This window comes from Peptidiphaga sp. (assembly GCF_057238965.1).
In genome coordinates this window covers 1-15,445 of record NZ_DBHHEV010000023.1, presented here as the reverse complement: position 1 = coordinate 15,445, position 15,445 = coordinate 1, and the positions used below count along the sequence as shown (strand labels likewise).

General features: G+C 62.7%; 14 protein-coding genes. 13 read left to right on the top strand and 1 reads right to left on the bottom strand.

Annotated elements, in window-relative coordinates; genetic code table 11:
- The 11 genes from ACO48X_RS04355 to ACO48X_RS04305 form a co-directional block, all read left to right on the top strand.
- Window positions 1–1,224 (top strand): asparagine synthase-related protein (locus tag ACO48X_RS04355; RefSeq protein ID WP_485000908.1); only part of this gene is annotated, 1,224 nt, incomplete at its 5' end.
- The gene (locus ACO48X_RS04350) at window positions 1,214–1,507 is read left to right on the top strand and encodes a lasso peptide biosynthesis PqqD family chaperone (protein ID WP_485000907.1); all 294 of its coding nucleotides are present in this window, start codon (window positions 1,214–1,216) and stop codon (window positions 1,505–1,507) included. The genes ACO48X_RS04355 and ACO48X_RS04350, both read left to right, overlap by 11 nt.
- Before the next feature lie 1,018 nt (window positions 1,508–2,525).
- Window positions 2,526–2,666 carry a hypothetical protein gene (locus ACO48X_RS04345; RefSeq protein WP_009198034.1) on the top strand — a complete coding sequence of 47 codons (141 nt, stop codon included), beginning with the start codon at window positions 2,526–2,528 and terminating at the stop codon, window positions 2,664–2,666.
- Between the two features lie 865 nt (window positions 2,667–3,531).
- Window positions 3,532–3,657: a hypothetical protein gene (locus tag ACO48X_RS04340; RefSeq protein ID WP_485000906.1), complete on the top strand. Its 126-nt coding sequence runs from the start codon at window positions 3,532–3,534 to the stop codon at window positions 3,655–3,657.
- A 200-nt stretch (window positions 3,658–3,857) separates the two neighbouring features.
- Window positions 3,858–3,989, top strand: coding sequence for a hypothetical protein (locus ACO48X_RS04335; RefSeq protein ID WP_485000905.1), 132 nt, complete (start codon window positions 3,858–3,860; stop codon window positions 3,987–3,989).
- Between the two features lie 968 nt (window positions 3,990–4,957).
- The gene (locus tag ACO48X_RS04330; RefSeq protein WP_485000904.1) at window positions 4,958–6,715 is read left to right on the top strand and encodes an asparagine synthase-related protein; all 1,758 of its coding nucleotides are present in this window, start codon (window positions 4,958–4,960) and stop codon (window positions 6,713–6,715) included.
- Entirely contained in the window at window positions 6,705–6,992 is a 288-nt protein-coding gene (locus tag ACO48X_RS04325; RefSeq protein ID WP_485000903.1) for a lasso peptide biosynthesis PqqD family chaperone, read from the top strand. The genes ACO48X_RS04330 and ACO48X_RS04325 overlap by 11 nt, the downstream gene beginning before the upstream one ends.
- Complete coding sequence (locus ACO48X_RS04320; protein ID WP_485000902.1) at window positions 6,989–9,265, top strand: lasso peptide biosynthesis B2 protein; 2,277 nt, start codon at window positions 6,989–6,991, stop codon at window positions 9,263–9,265. The genes ACO48X_RS04325 and ACO48X_RS04320 overlap by 4 nt, the downstream gene beginning before the upstream one ends.
- A 39-nt stretch (window positions 9,266–9,304) precedes the next feature.
- Window positions 9,305–10,033, top strand: a complete 729-nt coding sequence (locus tag ACO48X_RS04315) for an ABC transporter ATP-binding protein (protein WP_485000901.1) — start codon at window positions 9,305–9,307, stop codon at window positions 10,031–10,033.
- Window positions 10,030–10,818, top strand: coding sequence for a hypothetical protein (locus ACO48X_RS04310; protein WP_485000900.1), 789 nt, complete (start codon window positions 10,030–10,032; stop codon window positions 10,816–10,818). The genes ACO48X_RS04315 and ACO48X_RS04310 overlap by 4 nt, the downstream gene beginning before the upstream one ends.
- 2 nt (window positions 10,819–10,820) lie before the next feature.
- On the top strand, window positions 10,821–11,507 hold the full coding sequence (locus tag ACO48X_RS04305; RefSeq protein ID WP_485000899.1) for a hypothetical protein: 687 nt from the start codon (window positions 10,821–10,823) through the stop codon (window positions 11,505–11,507).
- Window positions 11,508–11,722: 215 nt separating this feature from the next.
- On the opposite strand, the gene ACO48X_RS04300 is transcribed toward ACO48X_RS04305, so the two are convergent.
- Window positions 11,723–12,523: a hypothetical protein gene (locus ACO48X_RS04300; protein ID WP_485000898.1), complete on the bottom strand. Its 801-nt coding sequence runs from the start codon at window positions 12,521–12,523 to the stop codon at window positions 11,723–11,725.
- A gap of 520 nt (window positions 12,524–13,043) precedes the next feature.
- On the opposite strand from ACO48X_RS04300, the gene ACO48X_RS04295 reads away from it, so the two are divergent.
- On the top strand, window positions 13,044–15,104 hold the full coding sequence (locus tag ACO48X_RS04295) for an ABC transporter transmembrane domain-containing protein (RefSeq protein WP_485000897.1): 2,061 nt from the start codon (window positions 13,044–13,046) through the stop codon (window positions 15,102–15,104).
- On the top strand, window positions 15,101–15,445 hold a 345-nt coding region (locus ACO48X_RS04290), incomplete at its 3' end, for a hypothetical protein (RefSeq protein WP_485000896.1). The genes ACO48X_RS04295 and ACO48X_RS04290, both read left to right, overlap by 4 nt.

Sequence of the window (15,445 nt, the reverse complement as noted above, 5' to 3'; positions counted from 1 at the left end):
CTGCGCCACGCGCTGGTGGAGGCGACATATCGGCGGGGCGCCGGGCAGGAAGGCGTGATTTCCTGCGACATTTCCGGCGGGGTCGACTCGGCTGCGAACGCCTATCTTCTGCGCGCGCTCCACATGGACTTCGACGCGACGCACGCCTCGTCGAGTTCTGAGTACAACTTGGACGACATGTGGGCCAGGCGCATCGTCAACGACGTCGGCGCGTCGGCTGTGTTCTATCCCGCGCTCGGATCGACAGGGCTCACCTTCGACGCCGGGGCGGCCTTCCCCAACGGCTACGTTCCGGAGACGCCCGTCATGTGGTGCGACACCGAAGGATACGCCAAGGCGTTGGCGGATCGGACGGAGCCCGCCCGAAGGCGGCCGATCCGGCGGGGGAGGCACCATGCCGAGCATTTCGACCCGCCGCCGTCTGCTCGTCTGCAGCTCATGGGGCTCGGCGGCGACGAGCTGTTTGCCCCGCTGCCGGCGACAGCGTGGTCCCTGGCGCACCAGGCGCCCTTGCGGGCGCCCCGTCTGGCGATCGCTTACTGCAGAAACAACCGCATACCCCTGCGGCGCGGGATTCCGAGCATCGCCAGCAAGGTCAGGTACGGGCGGTGGGTCAGCCGCTCGATGCGCGAGCTCGCCTCCAAAGGGTCGACGCCAAACGACGATCTGTCGTGGTCGGGCGGATTCTCCTTCCCCTCCTATATGCTCAACGAGGCGAAGGAGCTCGTGCGCGCGCCGTTCGACGTCGGCCGACTCGAGCCTTTGAACGAGGACCGCACCGTCAACCAGGCCCTGGAGTCGCTGCTGGGGCAGGCGGCAATCATCCGCCAGGTCAATGACATGTTCGGCCGGGGCGGCATAACGTGGACGTCGATCTTCGTCGATCCCGGGGTCGTAGGCGCGGCTCTTGCCCTTCCCTTGAAGATGCGGCTGCATCCCTATATCAACAAGCCTTCCCTCTACCGCGCCATGCGCGGGCTGATGCCTCGCGAAATCTTCGCGAGGGCGACGAAGGGCGAGTACACGAAGGACTCGTACAAGACGTTCTTTGCTCGCCGAGAGTCCCTCGTGGACGAGCTTGCGCATGGATACGTGGGGCAGCTGGGCTTGATCGATCGCAGCGCCCTCAAAGCAAAGCTGTCGATGCGGGCGGTCTCCAGCGAGTTCCTCTTCGAATTGAAAAGGCTGGTAGCCGCTGAAAGGTGGATCCGAAGTGTTCGGTAAAAAAGAAGGAAAGAAGAACGCGGCGCCGGACGGGCTGTCGCTGGCCCCGGGCGTCTCTGTTCTTGAGACTGAGAAGGGCACGGTCCTTTTCGACGGCAGGCAGGGCCGGTATTTCCAGCTCAACGAGCTTGGGCTGATCGTCGTGCGCTCTCTTGAGGAGGGGAAGGACGCAGACGCGATCGTCCGCCGCGTCGTCGAGGTTTACGACGTCGACGCGAAGACGGCCGACGCCGACGTGAGAGCCTTCCTCGCCCAGATCAAAGAACTCGGAGTCGCGGTGTGACAGGCCTACTCGCCTTGTGAACGCCTCCGTGCCCCCATGGTCGGAGGCTGGCGTGGGCGGCTGGTTGAGCATGCCGTCGCAAAATGCCGTGAAACCGCGGAGCCTGCGGCGGGGCGTGGGCGGGCGGCTTGCAACTTGCGGTCTGTGACGATTTCGGAACTGTCTGCCGACCCGCTGAACAACGCCGCTGCCCGCGGGCAACGGCGATCTCGAAGCGGCGCGGCGGGCAGGCCTCGGCGGGCCGCTTCGATTGCTCGTGAAATCTTTAGGAACTCGAGTTCAGGGCTTTGCGCGCGCCACCAAAAGAACTGATCGATGCAATTTTTAAATATATATTGTGGTTAAAAACTTAGTTAAATATGTAAGTAGTTACTTCTAATACTATTAGATTATTAGACGTTAGTCAATAGTAATTTTGTCACCTCTTGTACCCTTGAGCTGACCTCTCTTCGGAAGTAAGCTTTTAGTCAAGCAAAGAAAACGAGGGTAAACATAATGAATCTGATGTGTTTGTCAAACTGAAGTTCGAGCTGTGGTTCTTTACAAAGAGCCGAAGCTCCCCGGGCTTTGAACCCTGAGACGGCTTGATCGGCGATCCCGGTTGAGCGTTTCGAAAAATTGAAATAATCCATTTTTAAGGTTGAACGGAAGAGATCCGTGTTCGGAAAGTCTCTCGCAATAATCCCGTTTCCGACGGACTGCAACTCTGCGCGATGTATTTAGGCGTGGATTTTCTTTAGGACGTGCAGTCGTTTTAGGCGCACGCCGTTTAGGCGTACGCGTCGCCGGGCGCACGCCTGTCGGCCCTGATTGAATCGTTCTGACTCACCTCTCTCATTTTCCCGGATTCTCGGGTCTCACTAGCTTGGCTTCCCGTTTTCGGGAGGCCGTCATGGACCAACCCGTCGCCGTCCATTCGTCTGTGGCGTGACGGGATGGAGGCCGCGTCGTTCAATGTCGCTCGTTTGAGCGTGCGAAGCGGCTTGACTGTATACAACAACGAATAGGAGGCAGCCTCATGGCTACTTACGTTTCCCCTGCGATTGAGCAGATCGCCGACTACACCGTTGCGACCCAGGGATTCATTCCCGGCCCATTCCGTGACATCTTCGGCGGCCGCGGCAACATCATCTTCTCAAACGGGAACCTCTCCAGCTGAGTCTCGTTAGGGCAGGCAATGTCCTAACGAACTAGCTGAGGCTGGGGGATGCGTCGACGCGTCAGACAGTGAGGGAACCTTACGCGTCGGCGCATCCAGGCCGCACCGAAGGAAGCATTTCGCGCTTCACGAAGTCTCTCGCCGCAAAACGGCATATCCTCGAAGCAACAATTTTGTAGTTTCTTGAAAATTACAAGACTATTAGCATACCAAACCTTTAATTTAAAGGGAGGAAAAGCGTAAATCAATGGCTTCTATGTCACTATTTTAGTTCTTGAAACGACCTGTACTGGATAGTATTCTTATAACTAAGCGAACGGAACGAGGTTAATCACTGCAACTTCGGTGCTCTTGTAAAGCAGCGAGTTGAAGCTCGATCCATCACAAATGAATAGGATTTAAAACTATCCGTTAGCCTCAAATGGATTGGCTAACGCCAATGATCGCTCATGTTCGGTCCTAGGGTATCCGAGTTTTCGAATCCTTCGTCGAAAGCACTTCTCGGATTCGCAAAGATCTGCTGACATGCGTTGATCCCGGCGGTGAAGAATCGTCGGCCTCGCGCTAGAGCGCTTTTCGAGAGCTCCTGGTGCCTTTGTCATTTCTCTTATTCCCTCATACTTTTGATTGGCGATTTAATAGTTCCGTCGGATCAACTAAGGACATATGGCCTTTGCCGACGGGGACTGCCGCAAGCTTGGCTTTCCCCAGGAAAGTCTTTAGACCAACCCGTCGATGCTTATCGGGTGCCCGTGCAATCGAAGTGCCCGCGGCGTGACGGGATGGAGGCCGCGTCGTTCCATGTCGCTCGTTTGAGCGTGCGAAGCGGCTTGACTGTATACAACAACGAATAGGAGGCAGCCTCATGGCTACTTACGTTTCCCCCGCGATTGAGCAGATCGCCGATTACACCGACACGACTCATGGCCTCCCTTGGGGGAAGTTCTATGACGTCTTCGGTGGCAGGGCAGTTGTCGCCATCATGGTGTGAAATATCGGCTAGCTTGTTGAAGCTTCGCTCTTTTAGCTTCAACAAGCTAGCCGCCGCAGCCTGAGAACTGAGACATCGGCCTTGATAGCCGCATACGTTTCCCCTGTTATCAAGCAGATCGTTGGGACAAGGCTATCATCCACGGTCGGTTGGTTCCACGGTTCTCAGAGCTCTTTTCAACAATCAAGGAGGTAGCTTCAATGACCGCGTACGTTTCCCCGACGATCGAAGAGATCGCCGAGTACACGGATGTCACTAGGGCTACGTTTTATGGCAAGTGGCGTGACATCTTTGGCGGACGCGCCCACTTAATAGGCCCGATTATGCCCTGAAACAAATGATGCCGCACGGCATCATGTCGATTTCAGTTTAGAGAGTCTGAACTGGAAGTTACTGACTCTCGTGTCTGCGAAATCAACCTATTTCGAACCTAACCAATTGACAAGGAGGTAGTCATAATGGCTACGTACAATTCCCCCACGATCGAGCAGATCGCCGACTACACCGATGCAACGCAGGGGCAGCGCTACGGCTTCCTGTACGACGCATTCGGCGGCCGTCTTCTGAGGACCCCGTAAGGCATATGCAGTTGCTGTGACCTTTGGGGCGCCGCGCCAATGGAAAGCTGTTTTGGCAGCTGAAAAGCGGCGCGCAATCGACCTGCGAACAAGGTTGCAGTCAACCGCGGCGCCAGGTTCTCCATGGCGGGGGCTGAGGACTAGATTTTCGGCTCCCGCCGACGGACCCGACAGCCAATAATCGTCAAGTTCAACAATTAGAAGAAAAGAATAGGAGGCAGTCTCATGGCTGCTTACGTTTCCCCTGCGATCGAGCAGATCGCCGACTACGCCGATGCGACCCGCGGTTGGTTCTACGGACCGTTGCGTGACTTTATCGGCGGGCGAGGACGCATCGTCCTCTGACCGGGCCGGTGTTGAGGTCGAACTGCGCGAAATAGCAATGCCTTTTGAGGATGTTTAGCGCATCGTCGCCTCAATGACCTACAGGGAATGCACCCGTCGCGAGCATTCGGCGTTGCGTTTGAATGCTGGGCGTCACATTGCCGGATGCGGGCCGATGCCCTTGGTCCGCATCCGGTTCAAAACAATACGTCGCCCTGCGGCGCCTCTGACGAACCGGACGACGCGCCTACGCAGGTCAACCAGTAACTTCCGTACTCGGATTGAAAACCGACTCAGGCATCCCGATCGAGGCACCGACTCAAGGGCCCGATAGGCACAACGACTCAGACGTTCCGATAGAAAGACTCACACACCCTGCCGGGAAACAGGAGGCAAGATTGTCAGAGACACTAATAGAAGGAAGGCGCTCGGACGGCTTTCGTCTTTCTTCGACACGGGTTCCGCCCGGCCTCGAATGGCGGGTGCTTGACGAAGGCAGGCGTGAGCGGACGGTCCGTTTCGGCGTGGCCTTCGACGTCCCGCAAGCCATGCGCGATGCGGTCGCTGCGCTGCCCGACGAGGTCACGGCGCGGCGTGCGGCGGAAGAGCTCGCGAACACGGACGGTTCGGGGGTCGCCGTTCTTTTCGACGGGGCGCAGACGATCGCCCTGGTTCCGGCGTGGTCCGGGCAAGCCCTCTATTGGGCCGTGAAAGACGGCGTTCTTCTTCTGTCGACGTCGGCGCGCTCAATCGCCAAGGAAATCGGAACGGCGGTGAGCCGGAACTTCCTCGCCTCTTTCCTGGTGGACGGCCTTCCCCTCGGCGTTGCCTCCAGGATCGCTCCCTGGGACGGCGTCCAAGCGCTCGCACCCTTTGAAGCGCTCCGCGTGGATCGCAATCTGACGGGGCGGAACTTCAAAGCCCGCCCGATCCAGATTCCGCCTGTCTTCGAACGGCCGGGAGAAAGCGAGGAAGACGTCGACAACGCGGTCGCGGCTCTGCGCCAAGCGCTCTTTGAGGCGACTTTCCGTTGGTGCGAGCGGGGCGGCCCGATCTCCTGCGACGTTTCGGGCGGAGTCGACTCGGCTGCGAACGCCTATCTTCTGCGCGCGCTCCATGTGCACTTCGACGCGACGCACGCCTCGTCGAGCTCTCAGTACAACCTTGACGACATGTGGGCCAGGCGCATCGTCAACGACGTCGGCGCACCCGCCGCGTTCTACCCGGCGATCGGGTCGACCGGGCTCACCTACGACGCCAGCGTGCCCTTCCCCAACGGCTACATCCCCGAAACGCCGCCCATGTGGTGCGACAGCGAAGGGTACGCCCAAGCGCTCGCGGATCGGCCCCGCCCGGCCGGCGTGCAATTCACGGGGCTGGGCGGCGACGAGCTGTTTGCCCCGCTGCCGGCCATGGAATGGTCTCTGGCGCACCAAGCCCCCTTGCGGGCGCCGTTCCTGGCCGTCCGCTACTGCCTCAACCGCCGCCTGCCCCTGCGGCGCGGAATCCCAAGCATAGCCAGCAAGATCGAGTACGGACGCTGGATCGACCGCTCAATGCGCGAGCTCGCCTCCAAAGGTTCGACGTCGAAGGACGATCTGTCATGGTCCGGCGAGTTTGCCTACCCCTCGTACCTCTCAGGCGAGGCAAAAGAGCTCCTTCACGCCCCCTTCGACGCCGGGTCTCTCCAGCCGATGAACCGGGACCGGACCGTCCACCAGGTCTTGGAGTCTCTGTTGGGACAGGCCGCGATCATTCGCCAGGTCAACGACATGCTCGGCCGGGGCCGAACAACGTGGGCCTCGATTTTCGTCGATCCCGGCGTCGTGCGCGCTGCCCTTGCGCTGCCTCTGAAAATGCGCAGGCATCCCTTCCTGAACAAGCCGATGCTGTATCGCGCCATGCGTGGGCTCATGCCCCGCGAAATCTTCGCGAGGGCGACGAAGGGCGAGTATTCTCAGGATTCATACGAGACGCTGTACGCGCGCCGCAAGCACCTCGTCGGCGACCTTGCCGACGGCGCCGTCGCGGACCTGGGCCTCATCGACCGCAAGGCCCTCAAAACGAAATTGTCGATGCAGGCGCTCTCCAGCGAGTTCCTCTTCGAATTGAAAAGGCTAGTCGCCGCTGAAAGGTGGATCCGCAGTGTTCGCTAAAAAGAAAAAGGAAACGACGAACGAGGGCCTGTCGCTGGCGCCCGGAGTGTCCGTCCTCGAAACGGAGAAGGGCACGGTCCTTTTCGACGGCAGGCAGGGGCGGTATTTCCAGCTCAACGAGCTCGGGCTGATCGTCGTGAAGTCGCTAGGGGAGGCGATGGGCGTCGATGCGATCGTCCGCCGCGTCGTCGAGGCTTACGACGTCGACCCGAAGACGGCTGACGCAGACGTGAGAGCCTTCCTCGCCCAGATCAAGGAACTTGGAGTGGCGGCATGACGATCCAACTCTTCTCCGAAGAGACCACGCAAACCCACTGGCGCGATCGGATGCGCGCTCGCCGGGCCATTCTCGCTTCGTCCCGGCTGGCCAAGGCGAAACCCGAACGCATCGAGCGCGTCATCGGCAAGTGGGCCTCGAAATACCCCGTGACGGACATGGAGACGGCCCGCACGGACAGGGCCGCCGTATGCACTGTGAGCGAGCGGGCCAGAAGCCAGGAGGGATGCCTCCTGCGCTCGATCGCCGTGGCGAGGGCAGCCAAGTATCGCCGACGGTCGATCACGTGGTGCTCGGGCTTCGCCCTCGAGCCGTTCCGCGGGCACGCGTGGGTCGAGGTCGGCGGGGTTCCGGTCAGCGAGAATGTCGAAATAGCGGACTACACAAAGAGCTTGGAAGTTCGGGCGCGCGGCGACGCCGACGTTTCGGCGGCTTCCGGCGAATCCGCAGGCGCGGGCTTCGTCGAACCCGACAGGATGATGGAGCCGCCGCCTGCCGCGCCCGTGCGGCCGCGCGACCTGTTCGGGCTCGCCAAGGACAAGCGGCTTCTCGTCGTCGCCGCCCTCATGGCCCTCGTTGGCTCGGGGCTCACCCTTCTGATTCCGGGGTTCATAGCGAAGTTCTTCAGCGACGGCTCGTTCTCGCTGCCGAGCCTCGGGTGGATCGGGGTGTTTCTGGGGGTGCTGCTTGCCTCGGGCGTGGCGATGGTCTTCCAGTATTACTACCTGCAGAAGGTCGGCGAGACGATCGTCCGCGATGCCAGGGGCAAGCTGAGCAACCACCTCCTACGCCTCCAGATCAAGGAGTACGACGAGCGAAGCGCGGGCGACCTCGTCAGCAGGGTCGCGGCGGACACGTCCAGCCTGCGAACCGGATTCCTTCAGATCTTCGTCGCGTGCACCACGGGATTTCCGCTCGTCATCGGGACGTGCGCGCTCATGCTCTTCCTCGATCCGTTCCTCATGGGGACGGCGCTGGCCCTCATCGTCGGGCTCGGCTTCGTCCTCTTCGCGGTGAGCCGTTTGATCCAAGGCGCCAGCCTTGTCGCTCAGCAAAAGCTCGGCAGCCTCACCTCGCAGGTTCAACGGGACATGGGCGGAATACGGACCATTCGCGCGACGAACGCCACCGACTCCGAGGCCTCGATGCTCGAAAGCCGGGTGGAGGATGCCTGGCAAGCCGGGCTGAAAATGGCCAAGGTCCAGTCGATCGTCAGCCCTATCGCCAACATCGGCTTCCAGCTTTCGGCGATCGTCGTCATCCTGGTGGGGGCCTACCGCACGAGCATCGGGGCGATGTCGATATCAGAGCTCGTCCAATTCGCGGCCCTGCTCTTCATTCTCGTCTCTCCGCTGGGCCAGATGGCCTCGGCTCTCTCGCAGCTGCACTCTTCCCTCGGATCTTTGCAGCGAATCAACGAGATCCTGGATCTGCCGCGAGAAGACGAGCTGGACATGGCGAACCTCCTTTCGCCCGAGCTTCTGAAGACTCTCCAGGCATCCGCCAAGCCCAACGCCCCGGCCATCGACTTCGACGACGTCGTCTTCACATACGGCACCCGCGAATTCGGGCAGGAAATGGACGACGCCGACTCCCTCGTGCTCCACAAACTCAACCTGCAGGTCCCCGAGGGCAAGCGGGTGGCGATCGTCGGCCCCTCCGGCGCCGGCAAAAGCACCGTGCTCCAGCTCATCGAGAGGTTCTACGACGTCAACCGCGGGGCCATACGCGTGTTCGGCAAAGACATACGCGACTATTCGCGCAGCGACCTTCGCAACGTGCTCGGATATGTCGAACAGGACGCGCCCGTGCTTTCGGGAAGCCTGCGGGAGAACCTCACGCTCGGCCTGGGCGACGTCGGGGACGACAGATGCATGGAGGCCCTGGAAAGAGTCAACCTCGGCTACCTCGCAACCCGCTCAGAGCAGGGGCTCGACGGGCCGGTCGGGGAATCGGGCGCCTCGCTGTCCGGCGGCGAAAGGCAGCGCCTGGCCATTGCCCGAGCCTTGCTTTCGAACAAGCGGATCCTCCTCTTCGACGAGGCCACCGCCAACCTCGATTCCCACAACGAACGCCAGATCGGCGACGTGCTGAGGAACATGGCCGGCAACAGAACGGTTCTGGTGGTGGCTCACCGGCTGTCTACCATAATGGACGCCGACCTCATCCACGTCCTAGAGCACGGCAGGCTCGTGGCCTCGGGCACCCACTCCGAGCTCGTCGTCAAGTCGCAGATCTACAGAAACTTGGCAAGCGAGCAACACCTGGTTTAAGCTGCTCTTGCATATCATATAGTGAGATAGGGCGGGCATATGACCGACGTAAAGACGAACGTCAACAGCATCTCCATAAGCGAGCTGCGAAAGAGCCATCGGGGCGTCGAGATTCTTCATGGCGTGGGCTTCACGGCCGCCCCCGGCGAGGTGACCGCGTTCCTGGGACCCAACGGGGCCGGCAAAAGCTCGACCCTCAGGATTCTTCTGGGCCTCGACAGAGCCGACAGCGGCTCGGCCCTGTTCGGCGGCAAACGCTACCGCGACATTGATCGGCCGCTCACCCGCGTGGGCGCACTTTTCGACGGACTGGCGGGAAACAAGATGCGATCCGTGGCGTCCCACCTCGCGATCGTCGCCGAAAGCAACGGTATTCCTCACGCGCGAGTCTCGCAGGTTCTGGAGGAGGTTGGGCTCTCTGCCAAGCGGAAGTCGCGTCTCGGCACGCTCTCCCTCGGCGAGGGGCAGCGCCTCGGGTTGGCGCTCGCCCTCCTGGGCGAGCCCCAGTTCCTTGTGCTTGACGAGCCGACCAACGGCCTCGATCCCGCCGGAATTCGCTGGTTCAGGAACTTCGTCAGAGAGCAGGCGGCGCTGGGGCGCACGGTTCTGCTGTCGAGCCACGCGCTTTCCGAGGTGCAGGCGGTGGCCGATCGCGCGGTGGTCATCTCCAAGGGCAGCATCCTGCTCGACTCCCCCCTCGCGGAGGCGACGGAAAAGATCTCCTCGCTCGAAGACCTTTTCTTCGAACTGACGGAGGGGGTTGCATGAGCGCGTTCTTCAGGAGCGTTTGGCTCGAGTTTCGGAAGATGGGGGCGGGCAGGGGCCTCGTCGTCTTCTTGTCCCTCCTGTTCCTTGTGCAGCCTTTGTTCTCCTACATCGAAGGCAGGCAGCTTCTCGCGATTGGCCTGGACGCGACGCCGCAGACCCATCCCCAGCTGGCCGAGCCGGTAGGAGATCCGCAGTACCTCGGTTTCGACGTTCTGCCCGTGGGCGAGCTCGTCATCCTCATCTACGCGGCCATCCTCGGCGCGGCGGACTATCGAACGAGGGAAGTGCGGACCACCCTTCTCGCGGTCAACCGAAGGTCTCGCGTTCTCGGGGCCAAGTTCCTTGGCCTGGGTCCCTTCCTCTTTCTCGTCGGCTTTGCGTCCGCGTATCTGACGGTCGCAGCCCAGCAGCTTGCGGCGCACAGTCAAAGCGGAGTGGACCCGGCAACCCTCACCTCGGGCGTCTGGCAGCTCATTGCCTGGAAAGCGGTGCACTGGACGGCGCTCGGCCTCATGTCATACGCGATTGCGCTCTTGTGCCGCAACTGGCTGCCAGCCGCCGCCGTGCTGGCCCCGCTGACCATTGGAATAGGCAACGCACTTGTGAGCCGGTGGAGCGGAAGCGCCTTCCTGCCCTCGGTGGCCGGAAGCTGCCTTTCCGCAATTCCGGACAAGTCGTGCCACGTCAGCCAAAATGCGAGTTTCGCGGCCCTCGTCGCATGGCTCGCGCTGTTCGTCGCCGCCGGATGGGCGGTGTTCTCCAGGAGAGACGTGGGGGCGCGATAGCCGTGGGGCTCTACGCGTCCGAGCTGCGCAAGTCCATAACCCACCCGTTTGGCGCCCTCGGGGTCGCAGCCCCGTTGGCATGCGTGCCCGTCGTCGCGATTGCGGCGGCTGGCAACGCCGTCGGGGAAAGCGAAGGCCTGCTTCGGTCCCTCCAGCTGTCACAGCTTTTCACGGCGATCCTCGCGATGGGGGTTTTGGGGCAGGAGTACGAGAGCTCGAGCCTTCGCGGGGCGCTTCTGGCGACGCCGCGGCGATTGCGCCTTTTGGCGGCCAAGCTGGCCGTTCTGACGACGCTCACGCTTGCCGCCTTGGCGGGAGGCGTTTTCGCAGGTTGGCTGAGCCTGTCGATGTCCGCCGGGGGCGTCGCTCTTCCCGGGGCGGGCAAGGCTGCCATGATCGCGCTTTCCTGGGTGGGAATGGCCTTCGTGGCCGCGGGCCTCGCCGTCGTCTGGCGGTCCGCCGTCGTCCCCGGGGCGGTTCTCATTCCCCTCTTCTTGGGGCTCTCCCAGCTGCTGTCGGGAATAGTCTCGGCAGCCCGCTTCCTTCCCGACCGTTCGACTTTCGCCGTTTTCACGAGGGCCGGGGGAGACGCTCTAGATCCGGGCCCCGGGATGCTCGTTCTCCTCGTGTGGGTCGTGTGCCTCACGACGATCGCGGCATGGCTGTTCGAACGCAGGGACGTTCGTTAGCTTTGCGGTCGGTCGGCCTTGCAAAAGGAGAGAGGCAAGGCTGACAGGCCTTCCGTTTGCGGATAAGATGACAGGCACCGACCCGGTTAGGAGGTGCAGCGGTGATCACCAGGGTCGACGTCGCCCCCGAGGTCCGCTGCCGGGCCCGTCCGAGCCCTTCCGGGACGGCGGGGCGCTTGCATCGGCGGCCCCGCCGTCCGGTTTCTGCTATGCGCTCAAAGCGCCTTGAACATGCCCGTGAAGGGGACTGAGACCGCCGGGGCAGTCTTGTCCTCAGCCGGGCGGAAGTTCACGAATCCTCCCAGCGGAGCGGTCTCGGAGCCGCCGCGAAGCACGTACTCGTAGAGGCTGTAGCTCGGATCGCTGACGGAAACGGTCACGGTCCGCTCGCCGCGCGCGGGCACCCTCACGCCGTAAACCGCTCTTCCGTCCACGCTGAAGGACGTCCTGAGGCGGGGGTTCGTCCACTTTCCTCCCTCGCCGCCGAGCTTCAGGAGGGTGAACCCGCTGAAGCCGACGTACTGCGACCGGCTCCCGACATTGTGCAGACGGACCGTGAATTTCCAGTAGCCGTCGGCAAACTCCGCCCGCGCCGCGAGATTCGAGGGATCTGAGGCGCCGTCGACAGTCGCGTAAAGCTTAGTCTTGACGGCGGCGTCGGCGTCAGTCTTGCCGTAGCCCTGCACTTGCGGGGCGACGAGGGCAAGGGAGCGCCCGTCGTTCGTCCGGGCAGGCGCCGACGTCCCCTGGAGGAGCAGGCGCACGAGGTTCTCTTTCTCCTGCGCGGAGCGCGAGGCGAAAGCGGGGTCGGATTGCACGCGCTGGCGCACACGGGCGACGTCGGCGGCCGAAGGGGCGAAGGGCACATTTTCAGCCGACGTCGGAGCGGCTGTGGCTTGCGCCGCCGGGGACGGCGTCGACGCATCGTCGGCCAAAGACGCCGACATCGGCAAGAAAGCCGAGACGGCAACCGCCGCAAAGGCGACGAAACGTCGGGGGGTTCGGATTGTTGACATGCATGCCTCGCATTCATCGTGAGCGCAGCGGCGCTCGGTTTCGGAGCCACGAGCTTTCAGGGAAAGTGACCCTCCACTTGATGGTAACAATTTCAACTACTGAATGGAAGTAAAGAATTAAAGTAAATTCTTGCAAAGTTATTCTCGGAGCGTCGGACGTTTCCGGGCCGAGGATGCGCCGTAGGTGTGGACGTGCCTTCCGGATGGGACGCGTTGCGGGTGCGGACGCGCCTTCTTGGGATTGAAAGCTGTCGGCAGCGCGGGCGCCGTTCCTGAAGGCAGGCCGCCGCCTCGTTTCCCGAGAAGAGTGGGAAGTTTCCGCAGAAAAGCGGAGAGCGTCCCCGGATGGGCGAGGAGCTTCCCCAACGGCGTGCGAATCGCCGAATTCCTGTGGTAATGTCTCAGGCTATGAATAACTTTCGTTGATTAGCTGCGCCGCGACGTCCATTCCGCGGCGACATGACCTCACCCCAGTCAAGGCTATACGCGGGGTTTTCAGCCCTGCCTACGAAAGACAACAATGACATCCCATTCTCATCGCATATACGTCGTCCCCATGCCCAGGCGCCTGCCGCGCTTCATGAGGGAAGACACCTCGGAGCCAGACCGCGTCCCGGCAACGCCGTCGGGCATCATGCGCAAGGCGTTCCGAGACACCTGGAAAATCAACCTCGTCTATACGGCGATGGTCTGCATCGCCTCGGTCTGCACGGCCCTCATTCCCTGGGCGCTCGGCAAAGTGCTTGATTCGGGACTGGAAAACGGGTTGACCCCGGAGATCCTTCCCGGCGTCGGCCTGTTCGTCGGCCTCGTCCTCCTCAACTCCGTCACAAGCGTGTCCGAAGTGATGGAAATCGTCATTGCCATGCGGGCGGCGTGGAACCCCGCACGGCGGCTCATGCGCGTCGTATTCGGCCGGCGAACCGACGTCGGCCGCGACATGGCCTCCGGCGACATCGTCACGGCGATGACGGTAGACGCCGAGAGAGTCGGTTCGTTCACCGCCTATCTGCCGTCCGTCATCGGATCGTTCCTCGGCTTCGTCGCGGTCGTGGCCCTCATGATCGGCATATCCGTGCCTTTGGGGCTTTTCGTCGCCGTCGGGATGCCGATTCTCATGGCGGTCACCAGCTGGATGGTCAAGCCATTCGAGGCGCGGGTGGCCGAGCAGCGGGAGGAATCGGGGATTCTCACCTCGATCGCCTCCGACGGAATCGCAGGATTGCGCGTCATGCGCGGCGTGGGAGGCGCCGACCTTTACAACGAGACCTACGCGGCCCAGTCCGCTCGGGTGCGCGACGCCGGCATCCGCGCCTCGAAGTACCGAGCGCGTCTGCGTGTGGTCTCCGAGGCCGGTCCGGCTTTCTTTACGGCGGTGGTGATCGGCCAAGGACTGTGGATGACGTACGACGGCGCAATCAGCCCCGGAGCGCTCGTGGCCTTCTACGGCTTCACCGCGTATTTGTCCATTCCCATTGAAGCCCTCATCGACACGACGTACGTGGCCACTCGGGCATGGACGGGGGCGAAGAAGATGTCGCGCATCCTCGCGGCCAAGCGCCTCGTTTCCGACGCCCAGGCCGATCCCGGCCTCGCCGCGCCCGACTGGACGCGTGCGGCCTTGACCGACGCTGCGTCGGGGGTGCGGATCGGCCCGGGGAAGACGGTCGCCCTCGTATCGGCCTCTCCGGAGGAGTCCGCCGCCCTCGCCGCGCGCCTGGCCCGAACCGACGACGCCGACGAAGTGTACGCCGACGGCGTCGATCTGCGCCGCCTCCGACTGGCCGAGGTCAGGAAGAACATCGCCTACTCCGGCCCGATAGCCGAGCTGTACATGGGCACGCTCCGCTCGAATCTGCTCGGTCCGGACGCCGAGCCGATCGAGCCGCGCGCAGTGGCGGCGCAGGTTGCCGACGCCCTCAAGCCGGGCGGCGAGATTCGCCCGGTTCTCAGCGAGGAGCCGGGAGAGCGGCCGGTCGATGCCCGCCTGCTGCGCGCCGTCCACGCAGCCGACGGCGCCGACGTCCTCTCCTCGACTGAGGGAGGGCTTGACGGCCAGGTCGCCGAACGCGGCAGATCGATGTCCGGAGGCCAGCGCCAGCGAGCGGCGCTCGCCCGCGTACTCGCGTTGGACGCGCCCGTCACGATCCTCGTCGAGCCGACGAGCGCCGTCGACTCGCACACGGAATCCCGGATCGCCGAGCGGCTGGCCGACTGCCGCGCTGGAAAGACGACAATCGTCGCCACCGTTTCGCCCCTTGTGCTCGGCCGATGCGACGAGGTCGTCTTCCTCGTCGACGGGAAAGAGGCCCTGCGCGGGACCCACCACGAGCTTTCGTCCCACCCGGAGTACCGGGCCGTGGTCCACCGCGGCGAAAGCGATGAAGGCGGCAAAGCGCCGGCTGCGCCGGAGGCAAGAGGCGAAGGCGCAGGGGACGTCGGCGGCGAGAAGATCGGCGTTGACGAAAAGGGCGGCGTTGACGAGAAAGGCCGCGTTGACGAGAAGGGCGGCGTTGACGAGAAGGGCGGCGTCGGCCTCGGCAAAGCCGACGTCGACCGTGAGAACGGAGGTGCGAAATGAGGCTCCCGGTGGCCGACACGCGCACCGCCGTGCGCAAACTCCTCGGCCTCATCGCTGATCGCAAGGCCGAGTTCGCGGTCGTTTTCACGCTCCAGACGGCGCTCGCCGTCGTCGGCGTTGTGACGCCGACGGTCGTCGGCCGCGCGGTCGACGCCGTCGCCGCGGGAACGACGTCCTCCTACATCCGCAACGCGATCGCGTTCATCGCCGTCGTCGTGGTGATACAGGCCATTTTGGGGTACGCGGCAAGCCTGCGCGCCTACGTCTTCTCACAGAAGATTCTGGCCGTGCTGCGTGAGCGGGTCGTGAGGGCCGTGACCTCCCTTCCCCTCGGGACCGTC

Excerpts from the sequence above, each read along its gene's own strand:
- ACO48X_RS04340 (WP_485000906.1), top strand. The coding sequence starts at position 3,532 with ATGGCTACTTACGTTTCCCCCGCGATTGAGCAGATCGCCGATTACACC.
- ACO48X_RS04300 (WP_485000898.1), bottom strand. The coding sequence starts at position 12,523 with ATGTCAACAATCCGAACCCCCCGACGTTTCGTCGCCTTTGCGGCGGTT.
- ACO48X_RS04335 (WP_485000905.1), top strand. The coding sequence starts at position 3,858 with ATGACCGCGTACGTTTCCCCGACGATCGAAGAGATCGCCGAGTACACG.
- ACO48X_RS04345 (WP_009198034.1), top strand. The coding sequence starts at position 2,526 with ATGGCTACTTACGTTTCCCCTGCGATTGAGCAGATCGCCGACTACACC.
- ACO48X_RS04295 (WP_485000897.1), top strand. The coding sequence starts at position 13,044 with ATGACATCCCATTCTCATCGCATATACGTCGTCCCCATGCCCAGGCGC.
- ACO48X_RS04310 (WP_485000900.1), top strand. The coding sequence starts at position 10,030 with ATGAGCGCGTTCTTCAGGAGCGTTTGGCTCGAGTTTCGGAAGATGGGG.
- ACO48X_RS04320 (WP_485000902.1), top strand. The coding sequence starts at position 6,989 with ATGACGATCCAACTCTTCTCCGAAGAGACCACGCAAACCCACTGGCGC.
- ACO48X_RS04315 (WP_485000901.1), top strand. The coding sequence starts at position 9,305 with ATGACCGACGTAAAGACGAACGTCAACAGCATCTCCATAAGCGAGCTG.